Source organism: Streptomyces sp. NPDC028711 (genome assembly GCF_055565415.1).
Genome location: NZ_JBVHUJ010000002.1, coordinates 1,082,724 through 1,109,007, shown reverse-complemented (window position 1 = coordinate 1,109,007; position 26,284 = coordinate 1,082,724). Strand labels below are relative to the sequence as shown.

At 73.8% G+C, this 26,284-nt stretch carries 14 protein-coding genes; 4 read left to right on the top strand and 10 right to left on the bottom strand.

Annotated elements, in window-relative coordinates:
- Positions 1-90 precede the first annotated feature (90 nt).
- Together ACZ4VK_RS10735 and ACZ4VK_RS10730 are read right to left on the bottom strand one after the other, a co-directional pair.
- Positions 91-999, bottom strand: a complete 909-nt coding sequence (locus ACZ4VK_RS10735; RefSeq protein ID WP_468350641.1) for a squalene/phytoene synthase family protein — start codon at positions 997-999, stop codon at positions 91-93.
- A 163-nt stretch (positions 1,000-1,162) separates the two neighbouring features.
- Complete coding sequence (locus tag ACZ4VK_RS10730; protein ID WP_468350831.1) at positions 1,163-1,813, bottom strand: CatB-related O-acetyltransferase; 651 nt, start codon at positions 1,811-1,813, stop codon at positions 1,163-1,165.
- Positions 1,814-2,170: 357 nt separating this feature from the next.
- Here ACZ4VK_RS10730 and ACZ4VK_RS10725 point away from each other — a divergent pair, with 357 nt between their 5' ends.
- Positions 2,171-3,214: a LacI family DNA-binding transcriptional regulator gene (locus ACZ4VK_RS10725; protein ID WP_468350639.1), complete on the top strand. Its 1,044-nt coding sequence runs from the start codon at positions 2,171-2,173 to the stop codon at positions 3,212-3,214.
- Here the strand turns inward: ACZ4VK_RS10725 and ACZ4VK_RS10720 are convergent.
- From ACZ4VK_RS10720 to ACZ4VK_RS10710, 3 genes are read right to left on the bottom strand one after another with little or no spacing between them, the layout of a single operon-like run.
- Positions 3,198-3,908: a sulfite exporter TauE/SafE family protein gene (locus ACZ4VK_RS10720; protein ID WP_468350637.1), complete on the bottom strand. Its 711-nt coding sequence runs from the start codon at positions 3,906-3,908 to the stop codon at positions 3,198-3,200. The two genes, ACZ4VK_RS10725 and ACZ4VK_RS10720, sit on opposite strands and share 17 nt — an antisense overlap.
- On the bottom strand, positions 3,905-5,344 hold the full coding sequence (locus ACZ4VK_RS10715; protein ID WP_468350635.1) for an amidohydrolase family protein: 1,440 nt from the start codon (positions 5,342-5,344) through the stop codon (positions 3,905-3,907). The genes ACZ4VK_RS10720 and ACZ4VK_RS10715 overlap by 4 nt, the downstream gene beginning before the upstream one ends.
- Positions 5,341-6,717 (bottom strand): uracil-xanthine permease family protein, encoded by a 1,377-nt coding sequence (locus ACZ4VK_RS10710; RefSeq protein ID WP_468350633.1) that lies wholly within the window; start codon positions 6,715-6,717, stop codon positions 5,341-5,343. The genes ACZ4VK_RS10715 and ACZ4VK_RS10710 overlap by 4 nt, the downstream gene beginning before the upstream one ends.
- Before the next feature lie 739 nt (positions 6,718-7,456).
- Here ACZ4VK_RS10710 and ACZ4VK_RS10705 point away from each other — a divergent pair.
- Genes ACZ4VK_RS10705 through xdhC form a run of 3 tightly spaced genes read left to right on the top strand, consistent with a single transcriptional unit; the run spans position 7,457 to position 12,145 of the window.
- Entirely contained in the window at positions 7,457-8,920 is a 1,464-nt protein-coding gene (locus ACZ4VK_RS10705; RefSeq protein WP_468350631.1) for a xanthine dehydrogenase small subunit, read from the top strand.
- Positions 8,917-11,334 (top strand): xanthine dehydrogenase molybdopterin binding subunit, encoded by a 2,418-nt coding sequence (gene xdhB, locus ACZ4VK_RS10700; protein ID WP_468350630.1) that lies wholly within the window; start codon positions 8,917-8,919, stop codon positions 11,332-11,334. The genes ACZ4VK_RS10705 and xdhB overlap by 4 nt, the downstream gene beginning before the upstream one ends.
- Before the next feature lies 1 nt (position 11,335).
- Complete coding sequence (gene xdhC / locus ACZ4VK_RS10695; protein WP_468350829.1) at positions 11,336-12,145, top strand: xanthine dehydrogenase accessory protein XdhC; 810 nt, start codon at positions 11,336-11,338, stop codon at positions 12,143-12,145.
- A 146-nt stretch (positions 12,146-12,291) separates the two neighbouring features.
- Here the strand turns inward: xdhC and ACZ4VK_RS10690 are convergent, their stop codons facing one another.
- Genes ACZ4VK_RS10690 through ACZ4VK_RS10670 form a run of 5 tightly spaced genes read right to left on the bottom strand, consistent with a single transcriptional unit; the run spans position 12,292 to position 25,881 of the window.
- Complete coding sequence (locus ACZ4VK_RS10690) at positions 12,292-14,400, bottom strand: DNA polymerase III subunit gamma/tau domain-containing protein (protein WP_468350628.1); 2,109 nt, start codon at positions 14,398-14,400, stop codon at positions 12,292-12,294.
- Positions 14,397-18,470, bottom strand: a complete 4,074-nt coding sequence (locus ACZ4VK_RS10685; RefSeq protein WP_468350626.1) for a vWA domain-containing protein — start codon at positions 18,468-18,470, stop codon at positions 14,397-14,399. Before ACZ4VK_RS10685 ends, ACZ4VK_RS10690 begins: the two co-directional genes overlap by 4 nt.
- Before the next feature lie 3 nt (positions 18,471-18,473).
- Positions 18,474-19,697, bottom strand: a complete 1,224-nt coding sequence (locus ACZ4VK_RS10680; protein WP_468350624.1) for an ATP-binding protein — start codon at positions 19,695-19,697, stop codon at positions 18,474-18,476.
- On the bottom strand, positions 19,694-25,024 hold the full coding sequence (locus ACZ4VK_RS10675; RefSeq protein WP_468350622.1) for a hypothetical protein: 5,331 nt from the start codon (positions 25,022-25,024) through the stop codon (positions 19,694-19,696). Before ACZ4VK_RS10675 ends, ACZ4VK_RS10680 begins: the two co-directional genes overlap by 4 nt.
- A complete protein-coding gene (locus tag ACZ4VK_RS10670; protein WP_468350620.1) occupies positions 25,021-25,881 on the bottom strand; it encodes a DUF4132 domain-containing protein in 861 nt (286 codons plus the stop codon). Before ACZ4VK_RS10670 ends, ACZ4VK_RS10675 begins: the two co-directional genes overlap by 4 nt.
- Positions 25,882-26,284: the final 403 nt, after the last annotated feature.

Genomic DNA, 26,284 nt, shown 5'->3' with positions numbered 1-26,284 from the left:
GGCGGTGGCCGCCCGGCGGGTCGCCCTGCGTTCGCCGCCGCGACGAGGGTCCCGTGGCGACCGTCGCAGCGCCGTGCCGCTACGCACGACTCACCGCCTGTCCCTTGGGACCCGTCGGGCACGGGCCGCCGCCTCTCGTAGGAGCAGTACGACGGCCGCCGGCGCCGCGGGGCCGGAGCTGCGCGTCGCCAGGGACGCGCCCGCGCGGCGTACCGCGTCGAGGCGGAGGTGCTGGACGCCGACGAGGGCCCGCAGGAAAGGTCGGTACGAAGGGGCCGCCGCACCCGCGAGGGTGGCCGTCGCCGCCAGGTCGGTTGCGGCCCGGTCGGCCTGCTCCTCGACAAGCCGACCCAGCGCCACGCCGGGCCGGGACAGGTCCGCGCCGTGGCGTGCCACCGCGTCGGCCGGGACGCCCGGCCGGCCCGCGCGTACGTCCTCGGCCAGGTCTTCCAGGAAGTCCATGCGCTGCATGGCCCGGATGAGCTGGTGGCAGCCGTCCGTGAACGCCACCCGCGCCGGCGCCTCCGCCGGCGCGAGGAGACAGGCCGTGAGCATCAGTGCGGGCAGGGAGTACTCCCGTACGTACTGCTCCAGTTCCTCGTCGTCCGCGATGGTCCGCCACGCGGCCTCGCGCTCGCAGCCCCGCAGGAAGTCGTCCACGTAGGCGCGCATGTCCGGGTGGCGGTCGGCGGCGCGTACCAGGCAACGCAGCACGGGCAGTGGGGAGTCACCTTCGGCGAAGGCCTTCTGCACGAGCCCGTTCCACTCGGCGAGCGCCCTCACCCGATCGTCCGGCGTCCCACGGTCGATCCGGTCGTCGGTGTCGTGCATGAACGCGACGGCGGCCACGACGTGCGGCAGCAGCCCGGCGGGGAGCAGCAGTCTCGCGGCCGCGTATTCGGCGGTCCTGTATCTCCGCACGGCCCGCCGCTGCCGCGTGTATTCCCGCCGCAGCAGCGGCTCCCTGACCCCGGCCCGGTCGAGGGCCCGCTTCCACATGCCGATCCCCTGTCGTCGTCGGCTGCGAGCCTACGCGTGCGTGTGCCGGGAACCCTGATGAGCCCCTGGCGCCTGTCGCTTGTTCCCCGGGATGCCGGCCGTTCTGCCGCGTTCGGTGGGCCCGCGGGTTTCGCTCCGCCACGATGATGGCTCCCTCAGGGCATCACGCGCTCGGGGTGTCCAGGGCTGCGGTCTCCAGATCGGCGATGCTGCCCGACATGATCGTGCGCACGTGCTCGGTGATGCGCTCCGCCGGCCAGTCCCACCAGGCCACCGCCAGCAGTCGGGCGATGTCCTCGTCGTCGTAGCGGGTGCGGATGAGGCGGGCCGGATTCCCGCCGACGATTCCGTAGTCGGGCACGTCACCGGTGACCACGGCGCCGGAGGCGATGATGGCGCCGTGACCGATCCGTACGCCGGGCATCACCGTCGTACCGTGGCCGAACCAGACGTCGTTGCCGACGACGGTGTCCCCTCGGTTCGGCAGTCCGGTGAGCAGGTCGAAGTGATCGGCCCAGGAGCCGCCCATGGTGGGGAAGGGAAAGGTCGAGGGTCCGTCCATGCGGTGGTTGGCGCCGTTCATGATGAACCGGACGCCCGTGCCCAGTGCGCAGAACTTTCCGATGATCAGTTTCTCGGGGCCGTAGTGGTAGAGCACATTGCGCGTCTCGAAGGCCGTCGGGTCGTCCGGGTCGTCGTAGTAGGAGTACTCCCCCACCTCGATCAGCGGGGACTTCACCAGCGGCCTGAGCAGAACCACCCGCGGCTGCTCGGGCATCGGGTGAAGGATCGTCGGGTCGGCAGGCACGGGCATGGCGAGGGTTTCCTTCTGGTTCGCGGACGGTGTCAGTTCCATGATCGCGGTGCTGCGCTTTCCCGGACACCGGTTTTGGCCGGTGGGCACGTATTCGGGAGGCACGTGGCCCTCGCGGCCGGTCGGTGGGTAGCGGTATCACCACAGCCGGAAGGCTTGCAGATGCCTTCGCCCCTCGCCGGGTGGCCTTCGGCGCCCGGAGCGTGGCGGCGGAGGAGGCAGCGGATTCTCGTCCTGGTCCGTGGCCCTTCAGTCGCAGCGGTGTGGGTGTCGCGGTAGGGAGCTGTCCCGGGGAGGGCCGTAGGCGAAGATGGGGTGACCTTCCTGTCCTCAGCAGCCTGCAAGGAGCTTCCGTCGATGCGTACATCCGGTCCCGGCTCGCGGCCACCGACGATCGCCGATGTCGCGCGGATCGCCGGGGTGTCGCGTACGACGGTCTCGCACGCTCTCAACGGGATCGGCAAGGTCGATCCGCGGACCAGGGAGCGCATCAAGCAGGTCGCCGCCGAGCTGGGATACCGGCCCAATCTGCGGGCCCAGCGGCTGCGCCGGGGGGAGGCGAAGGCCATCGCGCTCGCCTCTTCGATGCCGTTCGCGGTGGCCGGTGGGCCGTCGCGGCTCGGGTTCTACATGGAGATCGCCGCCGCCGCCGCGGAGAGCGCGCTGCTGCACGGCTACGCGCTGGTGCTCGTACCGCCCGTGCAGTCGGGGTCCGCGCTGTACTCCGTGGACATCGACGGGGCCATCGTCGTCGAGCCGGACGTGAACGACGCGGCGGCGGCGCAGTTGACGGAGCGGGGTCTGCCCTATGTGTCGCTCGGCCGGCCGGTGTCGCCGGACGACACGTCGCCGTATGTCGATCTGCGCGGCGGTCTTGTCGCCGAGTTGCTGCTCGCGCATCTGCGCGAGCAGGGTGCCAGGCGGCCCGCGCTGATCGTCGGCTCCGGTTCACGTCACTCCTCGGTCGACGCGCTCGCCGCGTACGAGCGGGTCGCCGAGCGGTACGGCTGGGTGCCCGTCGTGGCGAGCGCCCCGGAGGCGGGCGGCGAGCAGGCCGGGTACGAACGCTGTGCCGCCCTCCTCGCCGAGCACCCCGAGATCGACGCGGTCTGCGCGTTGGTGGACGCGTTCGCCGTGGGCGCGGTCCGGGCGATCCGGGACAGCGGGCGGTCCGTACCGGGCGACGTCATGGTCGTCACCCGGTACGACGGGCTGCGCGCCCGGACCTGCGAGCCGCCGCTGACCGCCGTCGACCTCCACCTGGACCGTGCGGCGGCCGATGCGGTGGAGCTGCTGCTCGGCCGGCTGCGCGGCGAGGGCGCCGCCGCCACGGTGGCGACGGCGCCCGAGCCGCGGGTCATTCCGCGTGCCTCGTCGCTGCGGGTCACAGACCGAGCATGAGCACGAGCCCGGAGACCAGGGCGAAGACGAGGACGCACAGCCGCATTCTGCGCGCGTCAAGCCGGTGGTGCACGAGCCGGCTCAGCCACGCGCCCGCGCCGATCACCGGCAGCAGCGCCAGCGCGAGCCCCAGGTCTCCCGGCTCGCCCTCCCCTGTCGCGAACAGCAGGCCCAGCGAGGCCACTTCCCCGACGAGGAAGCAGGCCGCGACGGTCGAGCGCAGTTCCGCGGGCGGCCGGTGCTGGTAGACGAGCGCGAGCGGCGGGCCGCCGACGCCGGTCGCGGTCTCCGTCAGACCGGTCACCACGCCCGCGCCGAGGTAGGCCACCCGGCCGGGAGTGAAGGCGGGTGCGGCGAGGCTCACGATCGCGGCAAGGACGGTGGCGATGCCCACGAACAGGCCGATGCTGCGGTCCGGGATCAGCCAGAGCAGCGCGAGGCCGGCGGGTGTGGCGGCGAGCCGTGCCCCGGTGATCCAGCCCGCGCCGCGCAGGTCGATCGAGGCTCGTTCGCGCCAGGCGACGTACAGGTTGAGCGGGATCATCGCCGCCAGGACGAACACCGGGAGCAGGCCGGGGTCGAGGATCCCGGCCACGGGTGCGACGATCAGGGCGAAGCCAAGACCGCTGCTGCCCTGGACGAACGCGGCGACGGCCACCGTCACGGCGAGGACCGCGAGTGCTTCCGTGCTCACAGGGCGGTGCTCCGCTGCCGCGCCGCCGTGGACGTGGGGTGTACGCGGGTGATGGGCGCCCTTTCCACGGTGGTACGGGCCAGTTCGGCTGCCTGCCGTACGAGTGCGGGGCCGTCCCAGCCGGTGGGCAGGCCCTGCCACAGGCGCAGCTGTCCCGCGACGAACACGGCGGTGATCTGGTCGCGGTTGCCTCGGCGTACGAGCTCCCACGGCACGTCCCAGGAGAGGGCGAGCTCGGGGTTGGTGAGGTCGACGAGGAGGAAGTCGGCGGCCAGTCCCTCGGCGACGGTGCCGGTGCGCGTACCGAGGCCGACCGCGTCGGCGCCGCCGGCGGTGGCGTGTTCGAGCCAGGTCCAGCCGGCGCCGCACGACGAGTCCCCGGTGGCAAGCCCGTAGGCGATCCGCTGGGCGAACTCGGCCGCGTCCGCGAGCCGGAATCCGTCGCCGCGGGTGCCGTCGGTGCCGAGCCCGAAGCGGATTCCGCGCTCGGCCATGGCGGTGGCCGGGGCGACGGCGTTGCCCTTCCAGGCGCTGGCCACGGGGTTGTAGCTGATGGCGGCCCCGGTGTCGGCGAGCAGGGTCAGTTCGCCGGGGGTGAGCAGGGTGGCGTGGGCGGCGAGCAGTTGGGGGCCGAGCGCGCCGATGCGGTGCAGGTACTCGAGCGGGCGCAGTCCGTGCCGTACGAGGGAGCGTTCGACACCGGCCAGGTGCTCGTTGACGTGGATCTGCACGGTCGCCCCGGCTTCCGCGGCGAGACGTGCCGTGCGGTGGAGCGTCGCGGGTGTGGCTGCTTCGGGGATGGAGACGGCGAGCGAGGGGTGGACCAGTGGGTCGCCTTCGTAGCGGGCGAGGTGCTTCTCCGCCCTTTCGAGGACGGCGGTGGTGGTCGCGGTGTCCTCGGTGGCGGTCGAAGCGTCGCCGGTGACGGTTGCGGCGTCGCCGGTGACGTCGTTGCAGACGAGGCCGAGTACGCAGCGGATTCCGGCGTCCCGAGTGGCCGATGCGATGACGTCGACGTCCACGTCGGCGCGCGTACCGGCGTCGGTGACAGTGGTGAAGCCGCCGCGCAGTGCCTCCAACGCCGCCAGTTTGGCCGCGACATAGGCCGATTCCTCGTCCAGCGCCCCTTCCAGCGGAACCCAGACCCTGCGGAATATCTCCGACGGTTCCCCGAAGGCTAGCGCGGAGCCGAAGCTCTGGGTCAGATGATGGTGCGCGTCGACGAAGCCGGGCATCAGGAGGTGGCCGGGCAGCCGTACGGCGTCGAGCTGCGGATGCGTACGCGCCAGCTCATCGGCGGGTCCGACGGCGCGGAAAACTCCGTCGGCGACGACGATCGCGTATCCGTCGGTGGGTCCTTCCGGCAGCAGCACGGCGTCGGGTACGAGAAGGAGCGGGCCGGGGTAGTCGAGAAGGTCGCGGGTGAGCTGGTTCATCGGTCGCTTTCCGTGCGTGTGGTGGTCAGCCGGGCGGCGATGCGCGGTCTGACGTGGTGGAACAGGATGTTGAGTACGGCGGCGACGAACGCGCCGACCGCGACGCCGCTTTCGAGGAGGATGCGGACGTTCGGCGGGAAGCCCGCGTACACGCCGGGGACGAGGATCGGCAGCAGGCCAAGCGCCAGGGCGACGGCGCAGATGAACGTGCTGGTGTGCTTGTCGAGGTCGGAACGGCCGAGCATCTGCACGCCGAGGACGGTGATCACCGCGAAGACGACCATGGCCGTGCCGCCGATCACGGCGGACGGGACGACGCTGATCGCGCGGGTCACCGGCGCGAGGAACCCGATGGCGATGAGGACCACACCGGCGGCGGCGGTGACGAAGCGGCTGCGGACGCCGGTGACACGGACGATCCCGATGTTCTCGCCGCTCGTCACCATCAGCGGCAGTCCGAAGAACCCGCCGAAGAGCGAGGTCAGCGCGTCACCGCGGACGGTCTTGGGGACGTCGGTGCGCGTGTCGATCTCCTTGCCGACGGCCTCGGCGTTGATGACCGTCTGGCCGGTGGCCTCCGCCATGGAGGCGAGGCTGTAGAGCATCAGCGGCAGCGCGGCGATCAGACTGAACTGCGGTGAGCCGAACGGCATCAGCTCGGGCAGGCTGACCAGACCGCCCTCGGCGGCGCCGCCGAGGGCGAAGCGGCCCAGGAATCCGGCGAGGACGGTGCCGGCGACCAGTCCGAGCATGACGGCGAGCTGCCGCAGGATGCCGGTGAACAGCAGATAGAAGACGACGGTGAATCCGATCGTCGCCGTGCCGAGCGCGAGGTTCGTCGTGTCCGCGAATCCCGGCTCGCCGGGCCGGCCGGTGACGAGGACCGCGCCGACCTTCACCAGGTTGACCCCGACGATCACGATCATGGTGCCGATGACCAGGGCCGGGAAGAATCTGAGCAGCCGTGAGAAGACCGGCAGGACGACGAAGTAGAAGGCCGCGGTGAGAATGACCGCGCCGCTGGCGGTCCGCAGACCGTGCTGCTCGGCGATGGCGATGAACAGGATGAGCGGCGCGCCGCCGGGCAGCATCACGAACGGCAGCCGGGGGCCGAATTTCCACGGTCCAAGGGACTGGATCAGCGACCCGACACCGGAGAGCACGAACGCCGCGGAGAGCAGATTGACGGTCAGGCCGGCGTCGAGGCGGAGGGTGGCGCTCATCAGGAAGATCGCCGAGATGGGGGTGGCGGCCATGACGAGGACGTGCTGGATCCCGAAGAGGATGATCCGGCCCAGGGGGCGGGACTCGTCGACGGGGTGGGGGGTGGGGGGTTGGGCGTCGTGCGGGGCGGGGTGTGGGGCGTCAGGCACGGCGACGGGCGGGGCGGAGTGTGGGGCGTCAGGCACGGCGACGGGCGGGGCGTCTTGCGCGGCGGGCTCCGGCGTCGGTGGTTGTTCCGTTCCGGGTGCGGGCTGGCGATGACTGGGCACGTTGGAGCTCCATTTCGGGAGGGAAGAACGCTCGGACATCAGCCGCGATCCGGCCCCGAACGGAGGGCCAAATCGATTTGGCCAAATCGATTTGGCCGTCAGTATGGAGAGCCCTCGCGACAGGCGTCAAGAGCCGCGACGCCGGGCGCGTCCTCAGTGATGCGGGGTGTTCGTCGGCGGGGCGGCGGCCGCGCGGCGGGCGGTGGAGTCGCGGGTGGGCGCACGACGGGCCGGCGGCGCTCACGCGAGGTTCGGCGGCGGGCGGACTCTTGACCTCCGTGGCGGCAGCCACTAATTTGCCGTAAACGCCGACCCCTGCGCTCTCGAAAGGAGGCGACCAGCCGATGTTCACCTACTCCGATCTTGGTCGCCTCGCCGAGTGCACCGCCTGGGTTCCGGGGCGGATCGCGCACGGCGCCTGAGCGCGCCCCTTCTCATGTGCCCTTCTTCGGCACATTTCGGCCTTTCCTGATTTCCCTTTCCCTTTTCACGGCGCCTCGCTGTTGCGCGCCGCTCCGCGCCCCCGCCCGTCTCACGTGGCGCGTCTGAATAAAGAGAGCTGTCCGACATTGATGAAGATGATGAATCGACCGTTCGCGCGCCGAAACGGAGGCCTGTCGTGACAGCGGCGCGCATCACGGTCAACGGGAACGAAGCACCGATCTCACCGACGGCGCCCCACACCACGGTGCTTGACTTTCTGCGCGAGCGTGGCCTCACAGGGACCAAGGAGGGCTGTGCCGAGGGCGAGTGCGGCGCCTGTGCGGTCCTGGTCGCCCGCCCCGGGACCAACGAGCCCACCGACTGGGTGGCGGTCAACGCCTGTCTGCTCCCGGTCGCGGCGCTCGACGGTCAGGAGGTCGTCACCTCCGAGGGGCTTGCCGCCACCGGCGAAGCCGGCACACCGGGCACGCTTCACCCGGTGCAGGAGGAGATGGCGGTCCGCGGCGGCTCCCAATGCGGGTACTGCACACCGGGATTCGTCTGCAGCATGGCTGCCGAGTACTACCGGCCCGACCGCTGCGCGCACGCGGACCCAACCGACAGTAACGATCCCGAGCACGGTCCGAACGGCTTCGATCTGCACGCGCTGAGCGGAAACCTGTGCCGCTGCACCGGATACCGTCCGATTCGCGATGCCGCGTTCGCCGTCGGTACGCCCACCGAAGACGACCCGCTCGCACAGCGTCGTAAGCAGTCCCCGCCCGTACCGGTCGCCACCGAGTACGTCCAGGGCAGCAGCGCGTTCCTGCGGAGGAACACCCTGGGCGAAACCCTGCGGTTGCTGCGCGAGCGGCCCGACGCGGTGGTGGTCGCCGGCTCCACCGACTGGGGCGTGGAAGTGAACATCCGTGCGCGCCGGGCGGATTGCGTGATCGCCGTCGACCGGCTGCCGGAACTGCGGGAGCTGCGCGTCGAATCCGACCGCATCGAGATCGGGGCGGCGCTGACGCTCACGGAGATCGAGCGCCGACTCGACGGCCGGGTCCCGCTCCTTGCCGAGCTGTTCCCGCAGTTCGCGTCGCGGCTCATCCGCAACGGTGCGACTCTCGGCGGCAATCTGGGGACCGGCTCCCCCATCGGTGACAGCCCGCCGGCGCTGCTCGCGCTCGAGGCGTCGGTGGTGCTCGCCGACGCCGACGGTGAGCGCGAGGTTCCCCTCGCGGAGTACTTCACCGGCTACCGGCAGAGCGTGCGCCGTCCCGGCGAGCTGATCCGCGCGGTCCGCGTCCCGCTGCCACTGTCGCCGGTCGCGGCCTTCCACAAGATCGCCAAGCGGCGCTTCGACGACATCTCCAGCGTGGCGGTCGCCTTCGCGCTCGACGTCGAGGACGGGATCGTCCGCAAGGCACGCATCGGCCTGGGCGGCGTGGCCGCCACCCCGATCCGCGCCCTCTCCACCGAGGCGGCCCTGGAGGGCAGGCCGTGGACGCCGGAGACCGTCGAAGCCGCGGCGCCGGTACTGCGGGCGGAGGGCACGCCGATGGACGATCACCGCGCCAGCGCCGCCTACCGCTCCGCGATGCTGGGCCAGAGCCTGCTGAAGCTGTACGCGCAGACCACCGAGGCGGTTTCCTCATGAGCCATCTGTCCGAGCGCCCCGAGAAGCCGGCCGTCGGCGTGTCGATGCCGCACGAGAGTGCCAACCAGCACGTCACCGGCACCGCGCTCTACACCGACGACCTGATCCACCGCACCAAGGACGTCCTGCACGCCTACCCGGTCCAGGTCATGAAGGCCCACGGCAGGATCACCAGGTTGCACACCGGGCCAGCGCTCGCCGTGCCCGGTGTGGTCCGCGTGCTGACCGGTGCCGACGTGCCCGGTGTCAACGACGCCGGGATGAAGCACGACGAACCGTTGTTCCCCGATACGGTCATGTTCCACGGCCACGCGGTCGCCTGGGTGCTCGGCGAGACCCTGGAAGCGGCCCGGCTCGGTGCGGCGGCCGTCGAGGTGGAACTCGACGAACAGCCCTCCCTGATCGCACTGCGGGACGCGATCGCGGCCGAGAGCTTCCACGGCGCCCGGCCCGTGATGGTCACCGGCGACGTCGACGCCGGCTTCGCCGACTCGGCGCACGTGTTCTCGGGCGAGTTCCAGTTCTCCGATCAGGAACACTTCTATCTCGAGACGCACGCGGCGCTTGCCCTGGTCGACGAGAACGGGCAGATGTTCGTCCAGAGCAGCACCCAACACCCTTCCGAGACGCAGGAGATCGTCGCGCACGTCCTCGGCCTGCACAGTCACGAGGTGACCGTGCAGTGCCTGCGGATGGGTGGCGGCTTCGGCGGCAAGGAGATGCAGCCGCACGGGTTCGCGGCCGTCGCCGCGCTCGGCGCCAGGCTGACCGGCCGGCCGGTCCGGGTCCGGCTCAACCGCACCCAGGACCTGACCATGTCCGGCAAGCGCCACGGGTTCCACGCGGAGTGGAGGATCGGCTTCGACGCCGACGGTCACATCCAGGCCCTGGACGCCACCCTGACCGCGGACGGCGGCTGGAGCCTGGACCTGTCCGAGCCGGTGGTCGCCCGTGCGCTGTGCCACATCGACAACACGTACTGGATTCCCAACGCCCGCGTCGCCGGCCGCATCGCGAAGACCAACAAGGTCTCCAACACCGCCTTCCGTGGCTTCGGCGGACCGCAGGGCATGCTGGTGATCGAGGACATCATGGGCAGGTGCGCGCCGCTGCTCGGCCTGGACCCGATGGAGCTGCGGGAGCGCAACTTCTACCGGCCGGGGCAGGGCCAGACGACGCCGTACGGGCAGCCGGTCACGCACCCCGAGCGGATCTCCACCGTCTGGCAGCAGGTGCGCGCCGACGGCCGCCTCGCCGATCGGCGGCGCGAGGTCGCCGCGTTCAACGCCGCGCACCCGCACACCAAGCGGGGGCTCGCGATCACCGGGATCAAGTTCGGCATCTCGTTCAACCTCACCGCCTTCAACCAGGGCGGCGCGCTGGTGCTGATCTACAAGGACGGCTCGGTCCTGATCAACCACGGCGGCACCGAGATGGGCCAGGGCCTGCACACCAAGATGCTGCAGGTGGCCGCGACCACGCTCGGCATCCCGCTGCACAAGGTGCGGCTGGCCCCGACGCGTACCGACAAGGTGCCCAACACATCGGCCACCGCCGCCAGCGCGGGTGCGGACCTCAACGGTGCGGCGGTGAAGAACGCCTGCGAGCAGTTGCGCGAGCGGCTGCTCGGGGTGGCCGCCACCCGGCTGGGTGTCAGCGCCTCGGACGTGCGCATCGTCGAGGGCGTCGCGCGCGCTCTCGGCCACGACGAGGAGCTGGCCTGGGACGACCTGGTGCGCACGGCGTACCTCCAGCGCGTGCAGCTGTCGGCCGCCGGTTTCTACCGGACCGAGGGGCTGCACTGGGACGCGAAGGCCTTCCGGGGCTCGCCGTTCAAGTACTTCTCGTACGGTGCCGCCGCGGCCGAGGTGGAGGTGGACGGCTTCACCGGCGCGTACCGCATCCGTCGCGTGGACATCGTGCACGACGTCGGCGACAGCCTCTCCCCGATGATCGACATCGGCCAGGTCGAGGGCGGTTTCGTGCAGGGCGCGGGCTGGCTGACGCTCGAGGACCTGCGCTGGGACACCGGTGACGGGCCGAACCGCGGCCGGCTGCTGACCCAGGCGGCGAGTACGTACAAGCTGCCCAGCTTCTCGGAGATGCCGGAGGAGTTCCACGTCCGGCTCCTTGAGAACGCCACCGAGGAAGGCGCGGTCTACGGGTCCAAGGCCGTGGGTGAGCCTCCGCTGATGCTGGCGTTCTCGGTACGGGAGGCGCTGCGGCAGGCCGCCGCGGCGTTCGGGCCCGCCGGAGTCAGTGTGGAACTCGCCTCGCCCGCCACACCGGAAGCGGTGTACTGGGCGATCCAGGCAGCACGCCGGGGCGATCCCTCCGCGAACGGTGGGCCGGGCGACGGGTTCGCCGGCGGGGTCGGGATGCGGGCCGAGGCCGAAGTGTTGAGCGGTGCCTGACATGACCTGGGTCGGCGCGGTCGCGGCGCTGCGAGCGCGCCGGGAGGCCGGCGTGCTGGTGACCGTCGCGACCGTGCGCGGCCATGCTCCTCGTAACGCCGGCGCGAAGCTCGTCGTGGGGCGGACCGAGACGTGGGGCTCGATCGGTGGCGGCAACGTCGAGGCGGTCGCGATCGACCGTGCCCGGGAGATGATCGTCGCGTCGACGCGCGAACCGGAGCTGATGGATTTCGCTCTGAACGACAAGGTGACCAACCGGCACGGCGTGCAGTGCTGCGGCGGCACGGTCTCGGTACTGCTCGAACCGCTTCCGGTGGTGCGGTCGGTGGCGATCTTCGGCGTCGGACACGTCGGGATGGAACTGGCGCGCGTCCTGGCCCGTCAGGACCTCGACCTCCATCTGATCGACAGCCGCTCCGACCTCCTCGCCGAGGAGCGGCTCGCCGTCCTCGCGGACGCGGTGGCGGGGATACGGGTGCACCACACACCGCTGCTGCCCGAGGAGGTCCTCGAGAAGCTGCCGCGCGGCACCCACGTCCTGATCATGACCCACGATCACGCCGAGGACGCAGCTCTGTGCGACGCCGCCCTGCGGACGGCCCACCTCGGCTCCATCGGGCTGATCGGGTCGGCGGCCAAATGGGGACGGTTCCGCAAACGCCTCCTCACGGAGGGCGGTCACGACGAGGCCACCGTCGATCGGATCAAGACCCCGATCGGACTGGCCGACATCACCGGCAAGGAACCCGCGACGATCGCGGTGAGCGTCGCCGCCGATCTGCTGCGTACCTTCGAAACTGAGGGGAGCTGACGCTCCGCCCTGAGCGGTAGGGGTGCCCTGTGCGCGGTCCGACGCGCCGATGCGGGGCGCCCCTTCGCCGTGGCTGTGCCGGTCGCTCTCCCCCGCGCTCGGTCGCGCTCGGTCGCGCTCGGTCGCGCTCCCGCGCGGTACGTGGATCAGCCAGTCAGGACCTGCTGTGTCGGTTCCCAGGCCGCCGCGCACAGGGACTCGGCCACGGCGGCCGTGTAACGGGCCGCGGTGAGCCAGTGGGTGGCGAAGCCGTCGGTGTCGGCGGGGAGGAGGCGGCCGAAGAGGTCACGATCGCGTTGGGCCGCCGCGGCGCACAGCGCGGTGAGGAGTCCGGCGGCCGTGGGGAGGCCCCCGCGGCGGATGCGGCGGGCCTCGGCGGTGACGTCGCCCAGCATGCCGAGGGCGGCGCGGCCCGCCGTGACCGTCTGTTCGACCCTCCGCTCCAGGAGGTACAGCGGCGGGAGTGCACCGGACCCGCCGGGCTGCGGCGGGGCGGGGAGCACGGGGGCAGCCGCGTCTGGGAGATCGGCGCGGCGCAGGCGGTCGAGGCCGAGGTCGATCGTGCCCTCGCCGGTGGGGTGCGAGCAGGCGAGGAGGGCGAGCCGGGGGTGGAGGGCGGGCACCAGGCGGCCGATGACCCTCAGCCGTGTCCCCGGCGCCGTGGCCAGCAGCATCAGGTTGTCGCGGTGGGCCAGCGCGGGGTCGTCGTCGGCGACGGTGAGCCTGACGAGGATGCCTCCCTCGCACAGTGCGAGCAGGCAGGTGCCGCCCGACTCCCGTACTGATCCGAGGAGTTCGACGTCCAGGAAGAGCAGGTCGCTGCCGCCGCCGTCCGGGTCCGCGTAGCGGGAGGTGGCACACAGGGCGCGGGCGGCCTGTTCGTACGGCGGCGACTCCCACAGGGCGGCGAGTGGCGGCTCCGTCCACGCCACGCCCCGGGCGGAGACGGCCTTGACGCCCTTCCCGGCGCCCAGTCTGCCGTCCGGCGAGACCGTGGCCCCCGAGACCACCAGGCCGGCTCGGCCCAGCTCCCGGTGGGTGAGCGCGCTGTCCCCCAGGCGCACGGCCCGGTCGGCCACGCCCAGGGCGCGCCCGACGCCGCCGGGCGCCACGTCACCGACCGTGCGGAGTCTGCCGTCGGATCCCGCGACCCAGGTGCGGACGCCGCCGTGCCCCGAGTCGGTGACCACGGGTTCGGTGAACAGGCCGTACAGGCGCAGTGAGCCCTCCTGGCCGTACGGGCGGCGCACAGTGCCCTTGGCGGCGGCCAGCTCCGCCCCGGACGCCGTCCCCACTCGGTGGGCGGCGCCCAGGAGTTCGGCCAGCGCCGTGACGAGGTCGGCGGTGCGGTACGACGGGTCCCCCGCGCGGGCCGCGCGCAGCAGCGTGACGACGGACAGCGCGGCGCCCGCGGCGCGCGGCAACTGCCGGAGCCTGGCGGTGTGCGAGGCGCGGAGGAGGGCTGACTGGGTGACGGCACCGGCCCCGTCGACGCCCGCTTCGAGGACGGCGGCGCCGGCCGACCACAGGGCGTCGGCCGCGGCACGCTGGGCCGGGCTCGCCACCTCGGGCGAGGAGGCGGAGTCGGGGGTGGCGTCCGTTGCGGGGGCGGGTTCGGGGGGTGCCGGGGTGGGCTGGTCGGCGGGGGCCGGGGCAGGTTCCGTCGTCCCGGAGGCCGGTTCGGGAGCCGCCCCGGTGGGCTGGTCGGCGGGGGCCGACGCCGGGTCCGCTGCGGGGGCGGGTTCGGGGACCGCCGCGGTGGGCTGGTCGCCGGGCGCCGGGGCAGGGTCCGCCCTGGGGACCGCGGGGGTGGGCTGGTCGGCGGGGTCCAGCGTCGGGTCCGCCGTGGGGGCCGGTTCGGGGGCCGCCGAGGTGAGCTGGTCGGCGGGGTTCGGCGCCGGGTCCGCCGTGGGGGCCGGTTCGGGGGCCGCCGAGGTGGGCTGGTCGGCGGGGTTCGGCGTCGGGTCCGCCGTGGGGGCCGCGCAGGCGGCGGCCGCGCGGTGGACGCAGGCCGGGGCGAGGAGGCAGCCGCAGGTGATGGCGTCCGGCGTCGCCACCACGCCGCCGGGGGCGTGCAGGCGCAACTCGGTCTCGTCGTCGACCTCGATCGTCACCGTGTCCCCGTCGCGGTGCGTCGGGCGGGCGCCGAGCTTGGTGACCGCCGCGTCGAGCCGCTTGCGCAGCCGGGGTGAGAGGTTCTCCACCAGCGTGGCCGTTACCTCCGGCGCGACGGGTGGCAACTGGGCGGCGGTCATGCGGTCTTCTCCCCTATCCAGCGGGCCAGTTCGAGTGGGCTGAGGGCGGCCACGGGCATGCCGGCGGCCACGAGCTGCCCGGCGACGCCCGTCGAGTACCGGGGTCGGCCGGCGTCGTCGAGACTCGCGCACCCGAGGACGTGGCAGCCGGTGGACACCAGGGCCCGCACCTCGGCCAGCAGTCCGCCGAGCGGCGCGCCCTCCTCGAAGTCGCTGATGACGACGACGAGGGTGCGGGTGGGCACCGCGATCAAGCTGCGGGCGTGCCGCAGCCCGGCGGCAATGTGCGTGCCCCCGCCCACGCTCACCTCAAGCAGGAGGGAGAGGGGATCGTGCACATGGCCGGTGAGGTCGACGACCTCCGTGGAGAAGGCCAGGAAATGGGTGCTCAGGGTCGGCACGCCGGCGAGCACGGAGGCGGTCAGCGCCGACCAGATCGTGGACGCCTCCATGGATCCGGAGACGTCGGTGACCAGGATCAGGCGCCAGTCCGCCGACCGGCGGGCGCGACTGCGGAACACCGGCTTCTCGGGGATCACCTGGACCGTTCCGTCGGTCGTCCGGCGGGCGGTGGCCAGGTTGGCGCGCAGCGTGCGCGGCAGGTCCAGGCGGCCGCCGGGGCGGCGGGTGGGCCGGGCCGACATCGTGCCGGTGAGGGCGGGCCGCAACCGGGTGGCGAGCTGCCGGGTCAGTTCGTCGACCAGGCGGCGGCCCAGGGGCCGGAGCGCCGCGAGGCGGGCTTCGGGGAGGCCGCCGGCGTACCGCAGGACCGTCCGGAGCAGCTCCACGGAGGGGGTGGCGGCCGCCGGGTCGAGTTCGGCGAGGACGTCCTGCCGACCGGTCGCGGCCGCGGCGGCGAGGACCTCCTCGCGGACGCCGGGGCCGAACAGCGCGGCCAGTTCCTCGGACCAGTCGCGGACACCGGGGAACGACGGTTCCCGACCGCCACCCTGACCGGGGCCTGGCAGGCCGCCGCGGGACCCCTCTCCGCGGCCCGCGCCGTAGAGCTCGTCCAGTGCGGTCGCCAGGCGGGCGGCGCCGGACGGCAGTCGGTCGGGACGCCGGCCGAGCACGAGCCGCCACCGGTCGGCGGGAGCGAGGGTCCGCGCGGGGGCGGCCTCGGTGGTGGGTGGGGTGGCGGGCGTGGTGGGGGGCGTGGTGGTGGGGCGCGCTACGGCGGGGTGGCCGGGCGGCGGCGGTGGGAAACGGTCGTCGTGCGTGGGGGGCGGGACGGGCAGGCCGAGGCCGGTCAGGAGCTCGCGGGCCGCGAGGTCCGCTGCCGTTCGGCGGGCCAGCTCGGCCGGGTCGTCCGCGTCGAGGATGCCCACCCGTTCGCCCAGCCGCTCCTCGACGGTGTCGAGGAGCCGGTCCCGGGCGGCCGGGCTCAGGGTGTCGAAGCCACCGCGCAGGGCCGGCAGCCGGGCCAGGAACGCGGTGTCGTCCAGCTCGACGACCCGGTGCAGCAACGGGTCCAGAGCGCCGACGCCGACGGTCAGGAGCGGGCCCGCCACCGTCAGGACGCCGGTGAGACGGGCGGTGAGCGCGGCCCGTGAGGTGCTGTCCACGGCTCCGTCCACCCAGGAGGCGACCCGTACCCCGAAGGCCTCGGCCTCTTCGTGGCCCGTGAGCACCCTGACCGCTCCGGCGGCCGCGGCGATCAGCGGGGTCCCGTCGACGGCCAGCCGGGCGAGGGCGTCGGTGAGCCGGATGCCGCCCACCCGGTCGGCGCGCTGGGCCAGTTCGAGCAGCGCCCGGGCGTCTTCGGGCTCCTCGGAGCCGGTCAGGCCGTCGACCTGGCGGACCGCGGCCGAGGTCAGGAGTTCGGCCGCGCGCGCGGTGCGGGCGGCACGGGAGGTGGCGGGGGCGGTGGTGGTGGAGTCCGGGGCTTCGGGGGCCGAGGGGTCGTCGGGCGCGCTGAGGCCTGGCAGGTGGCCGGCGTCGATGCGGTCCAGCAGGTCGAGCCCGGCGAGGAGTTCGGGAAGGGTGCCGCTCGCGGGGAGGACGGCCGCCAGTTCCGTCAGCCGTTCGTCGGCCGGGGCGGGGAGCCCGCACTCGGCGGCCTCCGTGAGGCCCCGCACGACCTGGGCGGCCGTCGGGCCGCCCTCCGCGCGCTCGGCCGCGTGCCGCTGCCGCAGCACGCCCTCGGCCGCCTGGGCGGCGGTGACGCCGCGGGCCCCCGCCGCGGTGAGCATCGCGGCGGTCGCCGGGGTCCACCGCACCTGCCAGCGCGTCGTGAGTCCTTCCGTGCCCGCCGCGCCGCTCACCCCCTGCTCCTGCGCGTAAGGGATGCCGCACACCGTCAGCCTGCGCAGCAGCAGTTCGCGGCGCCGGTCCAGGGTGGAGCGCGCCGGGTCGAGCCGGAGGTCGCGCGGTGTCTTCTCGTGCGCGTCCTCCGGTCCGGGGAGGGAGAGCGCCGCGGTCTCGGCCTCGACGGCGGGGCCCAGTCCGCTGCGCGGAGCGGCGGGCGCGGGACGTCCGGTACGGGATCCGACGAGGACGCGTTCGAGGGCCCGCGCGACGGCGCGGCCCGTACCGTAGGTCTCGCCGCGCCCCAGCACCGTCTGCACGGCCTCCAGGAGTTCACCGCGGCCGGGGGCGGGCAGATCGCGCAGGCGGGCCAGGTCACCGGCCACCCGGACGACCTCCTGACCGTCCGCCGGGCCGTAGGGGTGGCCCTGTTCGCGCAGGGCGGCGCAGACGCGGACCGCGGTGCGGATCAGCGCCTCGTGCAGCGCGGCCGGGTCCCCGGCGGCGTCCAGGACGGTGTGCTGCCACTCCGGGTCCCGGATGCCGGCGGGGTACCCGGACCGTGAGTCGAGCAGCGGGTACGTGTACGGGACCAGGGAGACCGTGCACGCCGCCGTGCCGGCAGCGCCGTTCAGGTGACGGTCCGCGCCCGGCTCGGACGCGGTGGCGGACGCGTCCGGCTCCGGGGAGGCTGCGGACGTGTCCGGCGAGGCCGGCGCGTGGCCTCCGGGGGCCCCGGCGGCGGTCGTGCACGCAGCCGGGCCTCCGGCGGCCCCGGCGGCGGTCGGCAGGAGCGCCGGGGTATGGAAGGCTCCCACCACCACGGCGGGTCGCCGCCCGCCCGCCAGGGCCTCGGCGACATGTCCGCGCATACATGCCTCGCGCATCAGGTCGGTGCTGTGCACCCCGCCCCGCGCCTCGGCCTCGTAGCGCATCGCCCAGCCGGTGAGCAGGGCGGCACGGCGGAGCGCCTCGGGTGTCGAACCGGGCGCGGGGGCCTCCACCAGCCGGTCCCACAGGTCGTCGCCGTCTCGGCCGGTGAGCCTGGAACGGAGCGCGGCTGACAGGCCGTACTCCTCCCCCGGTACGGGCGCGGGGTCGGCGCCCGGGACGTTGGCGGGGATTGGGGTGTCCGGACCGCTCCCCGCCCACGCCCGGTCGGCCAGCGGCAGATCGCAGGCCACGGCCGGGACCCCGTTACGTGCCGCCCAGCGCAGGGCGACCAGTTCGGGTGAGAAGTCCGCGAACGGGTAGAAGGCGGGTCCCCGTTCGCCTCCCGAGCCTCGCCCAGGCCCGTCGGCGGGCACGGCGGCCAGCGCTACCGGGGCCTCGGTCTCCTCGTGTGCGAGCCAGCCCAGCCAGGGCTGGAACTCGGCGGGCAGTTCGACGAGGAGGACGTCCGGGGCCGCCGCGTCCAGCAGTGCCGGGAGCGCTGCCGCCAGCGAGGGCGCGTGGTGGCGCACCCCGATCAGGAACGGCAGCCCGGGTCCGGTCGCCGCGAGTGCCGCCACCGCGGCTTCCGGGGTGGCGGCCCCGGTCGCCGGGCCCTGCGCCGGGGAATCCCCAGCCGCAGGGCCCTGTGGCGGGGAAGCGGCCGGCGGACCGGCTGCGGGCGACACCTCGGCGGTGGATCGCGTCGCGGGGCTGAACCGCGTCTCCGGTGTGAACCGCGCCTCGGAAATGGACCGCGTCTCCGCCATGGACCGCGTCTCGGAGGCGGGCCGCGTCTCCGCCATGGACCGCGCCTCAGAGATGGACCGCGTCTCGGAGGCGGGCCGCGTCTCCGGCATGGACCGCGTCTCGGCGGTGGTCGACTCGTTCATCCGTCAGTTCTCCAGTACCGCGCGCAGGTCCCACAAGGCACGCCAGGTGGCCGACCCCTGCTCCGCGCGCCTGCGCACCGGCCCGTCCCAGTAGCCCAGCAGCCGTGCCGCGTCGGCGGGGTCGTCCTTTCGGACGACGCCGAGCAGATGGCCGGGCAGGAGGGAGAGCACGTCCCGGTCGCCGGGGAAGTAGGCGGCGGCCAGGCCCAGGGAGCCCGCGACGGAGACGGCCTCCGCCGTGCTCATCACCGTGGAGGGGCGTTCGACCTCCCAGCCCTCCACGGAGCGGCCCTCGCGCAGGTCCCGGAAAGCGGTGACGAGGGCTTCGAGGACCGCGTCGTCCACCTGGTAGGCGGCGCCCGCCCGTTCGACGGCCGCCCGCGAGTGGCGCCGGACGAGCGCGGTCTCGGCGTCCACGTCCCCGATGGGCCCCACGGTCTCGAAGTTGAAGCGCCGCTTCAGCGCGGCGGACATCTCCGAGACACCCTTGTCCCGCAGGTTGGCGGTGGCGATGAGGGTGAACCCGGGGGCCGCGTGGACCTGGGCGCCCGGGCCGCCCGCGAGTTCGGGGACCGCGATCCGCCGCTCGGAGAGCAGTGACACGAGGGCGTCCTGGACCTCCGGCAGGCAGCGGGTGACCTCCTCGACGCGGGCGACGGCCCCCCGGGTCATGGCGGTGAGCACCGGGGAGGGCACCAGCGCCTGCTCGGTGGGGCCCTGGGCGAGCAGCAGCGCGTAGTTCCAGCCATACTTGAGCTGGTCCTCGGTGGTGCCCGCGGTGCCCTGCACGGTGAGTGCGCTGGTCCCGCAGACGGCCGCCGACAGCAGCTCGGAGAGCATGGACTTGGCGGTGCCGGGTTCGCCCACGAGGAGGAGTCCGCGCTCTCCGGCGAGGGTGACCACGCATCGTTCGACCAGGGCGCGTTCGCCGACGAACTTCTGCTCGATGACCAGGCGGCGCGGCACCCCGGCTGCGGGCCGGGCGCCCTTCGGCAGGCTCAGTGCCTCGCCCGCGCTGCCCATCACGAAGGTGACGACGGCGCGCGGGGTGAGCAGCCAGCCGGGTGGGCGCGGCCCGGAGTCGTGGGCGGCGAGGAAGGCCAGCTCGGTGGCGTACCGGTCCTCGGGCGGTGTGACCTGGCGGTGCTCCCGGCCTGGCGCCGTCGCCTGGTCGGGGACGCCGCCCGTGGTGGTGCTGTCCAGGGTGGTCGTGGTGTCGTTCGTCATCGGCGGCGGCCCTTCCGGGTGGCGCGGGTGTCCAGTTCTTCGAAGGCGGGGGCGTCGCCGCCGCGGACCCGTGCCCAGGCGGCTGCGAACAGCGCGGGTACGGGGAGGTGGGGCAGGGTCCGGGTGGACCCGGTCACGGGGTAGAGGCGTTCCTTCCAGGTCTCCAGCGGCAGTCCGGGGGCGCCGCGTTCCAGCCAGCCGCAGGGGAGGAACAGGGTGCGGCCGGCGCGGGAGCGCTTCGCCTCCACGACGAGGTCGGTGGCGGCGAGTTCCGCCCGGGCCTTCTTGACCCGTGCCGGCTTCCACTCGGTCCAGCGGACGCAGTTGCGGTCCGTGGGGTCGGGCAGGGCGAGCAGCATCAGGTAGAGGGCGGCGGCGTCCGCGCTCAGGCCGAGGGCGTCGGCTGCCTCGGCCACCAGGTCCGGCACCGCACGCGTCGGGTCCTGGGCCGGGTGGTGCGGGGAGCCGTCGGGGGCGCCCGCCGAGACCAACACGTCGGTCTCCTCGCCAAGGAGTGCGCGCAGGGCGAGCAGATCGCCGGTGCCGTGACTGCCGAGGGTGCCTTCGAAGAGGCCGAACACCGGGTCGTCCGGGCCCGCCAGGCCGGCCGGGCGAATCAGCAGCTTCTCGTTGTTGCCGTGGCCCGGGGCGAGGAGCAGCGCCGTGCCGACCCGGACCAGTCCGTCGGCGTCGGCGCCGCCGGACTCGGGGAGCCCGTGGGCGGCGCGGACCATGGGGCCGATCCAGCCACCCGACTCGGTCCAGTGCAGACCGAGGTCAAGGACCAGGTCCGGGGCGGCGAGGCGGTCACGCAGGGCCGCGAGCCCGACGGGCAGGTGCGCCCGCAGGGGGTGCCCGTACGGCAGCGTGTAGGCGAGGGTGTGCAGGGCGGTCAGGGCGGAGGAGACCGCACCTCGTGCGTCCACCAGGCGCGGGCCAGGGCGACCGGTGGCGTCCTGGACGGCGGTGCCGTGGGCGAGCCAGGTCCGGGAGCCCGCGTTGAGGATCAGGTCGACAACGCGGGAGGTGGTGCCCGTGAGGTCGAGGTCCAGTTCCTCGGGGACGCGGACGAGGGAGGCCAGGCGCTCCTGCCAGGCCTCGGCGGCGGCCCGGACGTCCGGGCCCGTGGACCACAGCTCGACCGGGTCCGCGGGCAGCAGTGCTCGGAGCAGGGCGTGCCGGTCGTCGCGGGGCAGGGCCTCCAGACTGGCCTGGGCCGCCTCGAAGGCACGTGTCTTCACCCCGAGCAGCGCGAGCGCCTCGGCGCCGGGCTCCTGGACGGCTGCCGACAGCAGGGCGGCGGACTGGAGGGGGCCGATTCCGGTGGCGGCGTGGAACGCCTCGGCGGCCTCCGGACGCCACGGTGCCGGGCCCTGCTCCCGTACGAGGGCGGTGAGCCGGGTGAGCCGGTCGCGGGCGATGCCCTGCCGGTGAACGTGCTCGCGGTCCAGGGTGAAGCCGGGGACGGGGCCGAAGGTGCCGGTCGGGTCGTGGTCCAGGGCGAGCCAGCGTGCCGCGTCGTCCCGGAAGTTCCGGCCGCGGTCGGCGATGACCACGACGGTACGGGCGCCCTTGCGCAGCACCTGGCCGAGGCGCTGCACGGCCTCGGGGCGTCCCTGCCCGGGTGCCGCTCCGCCGAGCGGTTCGACGAGTTCCACCTGTCGGACCGTGCCCGCCGGGTCGGCCAGCGGGCCCGCGGCGAAGGCCTCAAGCAGCACGAGGAGTCCGGTGCGGTGCTCGGGGGAGGTGGTCGCGGAGGCGGCCCGGTAGGCCAGTTCGGGCAGCTGGTCGAGGAGGGACGTCCAGTTGAGGGAGTCGCCGGGCACGGTGTACTCGTCCCGCTGCCAGCCGTCCACCGGGGTGAACGGGACCCTGGCCGGGAGGGGCGGCCCGAACGCCGGTTCGCCGCCGAGGACATGATTGACGGCGAGGATCTGCCGGATCACGGTCCACCGGTTCCCGGCTCCCCACCAGCCGCCGTACATCCGCTCGGAGCCCCAGGCGGAGGCGTCCCGCAGGGTGGTGTCGTCACCGCGCTCGGGCGCGTGGTCGAAGAACATGCCCTGGGTGCGCGCGGCGTCCCGGGGAGTGGCCGGCTGCACGGGCTTGGGCGGTTCCACGTACCGGGCGGCTGCGGCGGCCCGGTCCACCGCGTTCCGTACGAGCGCGGTGACGCCCGCGAGGAGCCGCGCGTCGGACACCTCGGGCAGCACCCTGGCGACGGCCTCCTCGCTCAGCTCGCGCGATGTGGGCCCTGTGTACTCCTTCACTGCCCGGAACGCCTCCAGGTGCCGGGCGACCGCGGCCGCGACCTCCTTGAGCAGCTCCCCCGCGCGGGAGTCCGTCAGGTTCCGCAGGGCGGCGGAGCCCCGCTCGTCCCTCGGGCGCAGGGCGTGCCAGTAGGCGACGGGAGGCACATAGGGGGTGCCGGCCGCGTCGGTCCCACCGGAGGAGTCGGGCGTGACGGACCACAGGGTGCCACCGGTGCCGTCCGTGTCCGCCGGGTGCGCTTCGACGGAGCGGTGGCGCACGGCCACGACCGGCCGTGACCCGCCGGGCAGGGTGAGGGCGCCGAGCGGCACCGGGGAGCCGCCGTCGGGCAGCGGGTGCGGCAGGGTCACCGTGTGGCCGTCGGGGGTGCCGGCGACGATCCGGTGCCCGTCGGCGGGGGCGGCCGTGCCGGGCTCGGTGACGGTGCGGCGGACCCAGCGGCCGAGGACCGTGCCGTCCGTGCCGAAGGGGGTGGTCTCCAGACCGGGCTGAAGGGGCAGCACCTGGCAGTGCTCGGTGAGCAGCCGGGTGCCGTCCCGCACCCCGGAGCGGAGGAAGGCGGGGAGGGACGCGCGGCCGTGCGTGCCGCCGACCGGGTCGTACTCCAACCACACCCGCTGCGTGCCCTGGTGCCCTTCCCGCCAGTGACCGGTGCCGTCGGAGATGACGGCGCGCTGAGGCGGGAGGGAGGTGTCGCCCGCGTGCAGGGCCTTGCCGCCGGTGGTGCGGCCGCCGCCGGGCAGCGGCAGGCAGACCTCGTCCGAGGGGCCGGAGCCGCCCCAGCGGGGGATCTGCTCGCCGCCGACGGTGAACACCTCGGCGGGGCGGTGCGACCAGTAGCCGCGCTGCTTGCCGTCCTCCCACCAGATGACCAGCAACTCGCCGTCGACGTAACGGAAGGCGAGCGTCCGCCAGTGGTCGACGGTGGCGGGCAGCCGCAGGGTGTGCCGCAGCAGAACGCCTTCCGGGCCGACGACGACGGCCCGTTCGAGAGTGCTCAGGATCAGCGCGGGCCAGGCGCCGGTGACGCCGACGCTCTCCGACCGGTGGCGCTTCTGACGTACGGCGGCGGCCTCGGCGGCCAGTTCGGCGTAGGTCTCGTCGAGCGCGGGCCAGCCCAGTTCGTCGAGGACGCCGGTGCGCAGGGTGGAAGCGAGCAGCGGCACGACATCGTGGCCCTTGAGGAGCCGCACGGCCTCCGGGGCGACGTCCGCGGCCACGGCGCGGAACGCCGAGAGCCTGTTGAGGGCGGTCTGCAGCCCGGGGAGTCCTCGCGCGGCCGTGTACTCCTCGGCGCGGTCGGTCAGCCACTCCCGCAGGATCACGGAGAGCACCGGGTGCGACGCCAGCTTCGCCATGACCTCGTCGCCCAGTCGCTGACCGCGTCCGCCGCCGAGGTCGCCGACGTTCCGGCTCAGAAGGGCGCGGAAGACCGGCCGCTCGGCGACGGCGGTGAGATCCCGCGCGCCGGGCGCGGTGTCGGTGAGCCATGGGCCGACCAGGACACCGGGGGTCCGCCCGGTGTCCGTGTCCTGGCCGTCCGGCTCGGCGACGGGGATGTCGGAGGCCAGACAGAGGTCGAGAAGGTCCAGGTCGGCGTTGCGCTGCCAGCGGCCTTGGAACAGCTCGACGGGGCGTCCGTCGGCGCGCAGCCGGTCCGCCATCCGGGCGGCCAGGCCGAGGGTCCCCGGGCTGCGGCCCGGGGCGACCCGGTTGCGCCGGCGATGTGCCTCCCAACGGGCGAGCCAGTCCGCCGGGGAGACGGAGGGGGCGGAGGGGGAGGTGGAGTTGGGAGGGGTGGCTGAGCCCGCGGCGGCGGAGCCGGAGGGGGAGGCTGAGCCTGCGGGGGCGGCCGGGGCCGAGGCGGCGGTGCCGGAGGCGTCCGGGAGGGCGGTCAGCAGGTCTTCGGCGCCGGACTCGGCCAGCAACGCGAGCCAGTCGGATTCGCCGTCCGTGTCCCCGTCGTTCTCACTGAAGGTTTCCGGGAAGAAGCCGAGGAGCCGGGCACGCACCGCCGCGTCCCGCCGGGCGAGGGCGATGAGCGCGGAGCGGTAGGTCGCCCAGAACGAGGCGGGGGCGCGGACGACTCCCGGGGAACCGATCAGATCGGCCACCAGCTCGCGTTCGGCGGCCTCGCGGTCCAGTCCCGCGGCCTTGACCAGCGCGCGCACGTCCTGCGGCAGCGCCGCGTACGGTGGCATGCCGGCTGCGCAGCGCTCGACGAGCAGACGGCGGAACTGCGCCCAGGCGTCCGCCGGTGCGAGCCGGGCCACCAGGTCCCGTACGTACTGCCGCAGCGCCTTGACGGTCAGCGCGCCGGCGAAGGCGAACTCCAGGAAGACGGCCCGCTGCCGGTCCTCGTCCACGACCAGCCCGTGCACCCGCTCGGCCTCGCGGGCCTTGCCGAAGAAGGAGGCGGCGTAGGTGGTGTTCTCGGCCTGAAGGAAGAGGCGTGCCACCTGCTCGTAGTAGGTGGGGAGGAAGTGGGGCACCGCCCGGCCGAGTCGGGTGCCGAGTGCGTCGAAGCCGTCCTTGGCCGCTCCGGCGCGGGTCCTGGCCTGCCGGCCCAGCCGCTCGATGTCTTTGACCAGGGCCAGGGCGTGGTGCCCGTTGGCCGGGTCGTTGACCAGTGCCCAGGCCGGGAAGCCCAGCGTCTCGCGGCGCACCTGGCCCACGACGGGGGCCTCGGCGGTCCGGGCCAGCCCGAGGAACTCCAGGGCCAGGTCCTCGGCTTCGCCGAGCGTGCCGGGCACGAGCCGGACCACGGGGCGGTCGCCGAGGGCGGTGTGCGCGTAGGTGCGGGCGGTCAGCGTGTCGGCGTCGTCCCGGTCGGTGGTGCCGACCGGGAGGATCGCGCCAGCGTCCAGAAGGGCCGCCGCGCGGGCCTCGGCGGCGGAGGCGCTTTCGCTCCGGGCCTGGGCTGCGGGGGTGGAGGTGCCCACGCCCGAGGCCTGGGCCGCGGACGTGGAAGTGCCCACGCCCGAGGCCTGGGCGGGGAGGGGCGCCGCGCCCGCGGCCGTCGTGTTCGCGTTGGTGTTCGTCGTCGTGATGCTCATGCCGCCCGCTCCTCGTCCTCCACGTCGCGGCCGGCGTAGAGCGCCGCCGCCATGCGCATGCCCTCGGACCATGCGACGGGGCCGACCTCGGCGGCCGTCAGCGCGCGCCCCGCGGGGTCGGTCCAGCCCAGGGGGCCCGTCTCGGTGCCGTACTCGTCGTATCCGTCGTGCTCGCCGATCCAGATGCGTGCCTCGGCGGTGGCACCGTCCTCGACGACCGGGCAGACCGCGTATCCGCCGCGCGACCGGTAACCGAGCTGGGTGACGCGGCCGTGCAGGAACCGCAGTTCCTTGAACACGCCGCCGGCGTAGGTGTCCACGGAGGTGGTGTCCGGGGCGAGGCCGGGCGGGCGGTGCCACACCTCGCGGAACAGCTGCTCCACGTTCTGCCGCACCCCCAGTTCGACCGCGAACTCCCGCAGCTCGTCGAGGTCGTCGAGGAGGACGGGGTGGGGGACGCTGACGACGTCCGGGGTGATGCGGACCGTGTCGCCGTCCAGGTCGACGAGGCCGAGACCGCGGTCGGGGTCGACATCGCGCAGGAATCCGGCGACCCCACCGTCCGCGCCGGTGACCACCACGTCGCGCAGGGCTGCCTGCCACGCGGGGTCGGGCCAGACCCGGACGAGGACGGCCGTGGGGACGGGCAACGAACGCACCATCCACTGCTCGACGTCGGTCAGGCACTGGCGTTCGTGCCGATCCAGCCACTCGGTCAACTGCCGGAGTCCGACGACCGCCGGCTCGTCCTTCAAGCTGGCCGGGACGGACTTCAGTCGCCGGCCCTTCCCGTTGCGGCAGACCACCTTGCCCGCCTCCAGGGCGACTTCATAGTCGCCCGCCGGAACCCACCCCATGCGCTGTTCTCCCCGTAGTTCCGAATGGCCACCGAACCGGCGGCACGCTGATGAAACCCGTCGACGGCAACGCACCGTGACGAGTGAAAAAGACTCTAGGCGGCCCCAGTGACAATCGGTCCGGGCCCCTCCGCTTCGTCGTACGGGCCCGCACCCCGGAAGGGGCCACCCGCCATGCCCACCGCCCTGCCGAGGGCTGTGACGCCATGGAACTCAACGACGCATCGGATGGAACGTCAGGAGTGAGAGCGCTGGTGACCGGGGCCTCACGGCGGGATGGGGCGGGCTGTAATCGTGGTCTGTGCGAGGTAGGCGCGGAGGTGGCGGCAAGCGGGTGGCCGTGCTCTACGCACCGACCCACTGGACGGTGAGGTCCAGAATCTCGATGACCTGCTTACGGGGG

Coding starts and splice junctions, on each gene's coding strand:
- ACZ4VK_RS10735 (WP_468350641.1), bottom strand. CDS start 999: ATGTGGAAGCGGGCCCTCGACCGGGCCGGGGTCAGGGAGCCGCTGCTG.
- ACZ4VK_RS10730 (WP_468350831.1), bottom strand. CDS start 1,813: ATGCCCGTGCCTGCCGACCCGACGATCCTTCACCCGATGCCCGAGCAG.
- ACZ4VK_RS10725 (WP_468350639.1), top strand. CDS start 2,171: ATGCGTACATCCGGTCCCGGCTCGCGGCCACCGACGATCGCCGATGTC.
- ACZ4VK_RS10715 (WP_468350635.1), bottom strand. CDS start 5,344: ATGAACCAGCTCACCCGCGACCTTCTCGACTACCCCGGCCCGCTCCTT.
- xdhB (WP_468350630.1), top strand. CDS start 8,917: ATGAGCCATCTGTCCGAGCGCCCCGAGAAGCCGGCCGTCGGCGTGTCG.
- xdhC (WP_468350829.1), top strand. CDS start 11,336: ATGACCTGGGTCGGCGCGGTCGCGGCGCTGCGAGCGCGCCGGGAGGCC.
- ACZ4VK_RS10690 (WP_468350628.1), bottom strand. CDS start 14,400: ATGACCGCCGCCCAGTTGCCACCCGTCGCGCCGGAGGTAACGGCCACG.
- ACZ4VK_RS10685 (WP_468350626.1), bottom strand. CDS start 18,470: ATGAACGAGTCGACCACCGCCGAGACGCGGTCCATGCCGGAGACGCGG.
- ACZ4VK_RS10680 (WP_468350624.1), bottom strand. CDS start 19,697: ATGACGAACGACACCACGACCACCCTGGACAGCACCACCACGGGCGGC.
- ACZ4VK_RS10675 (WP_468350622.1), bottom strand. CDS start 25,024: ATGAGCATCACGACGACGAACACCAACGCGAACACGACGGCCGCGGGC.
- ACZ4VK_RS10670 (WP_468350620.1), bottom strand. CDS start 25,881: ATGGGGTGGGTTCCGGCGGGCGACTATGAAGTCGCCCTGGAGGCGGGC.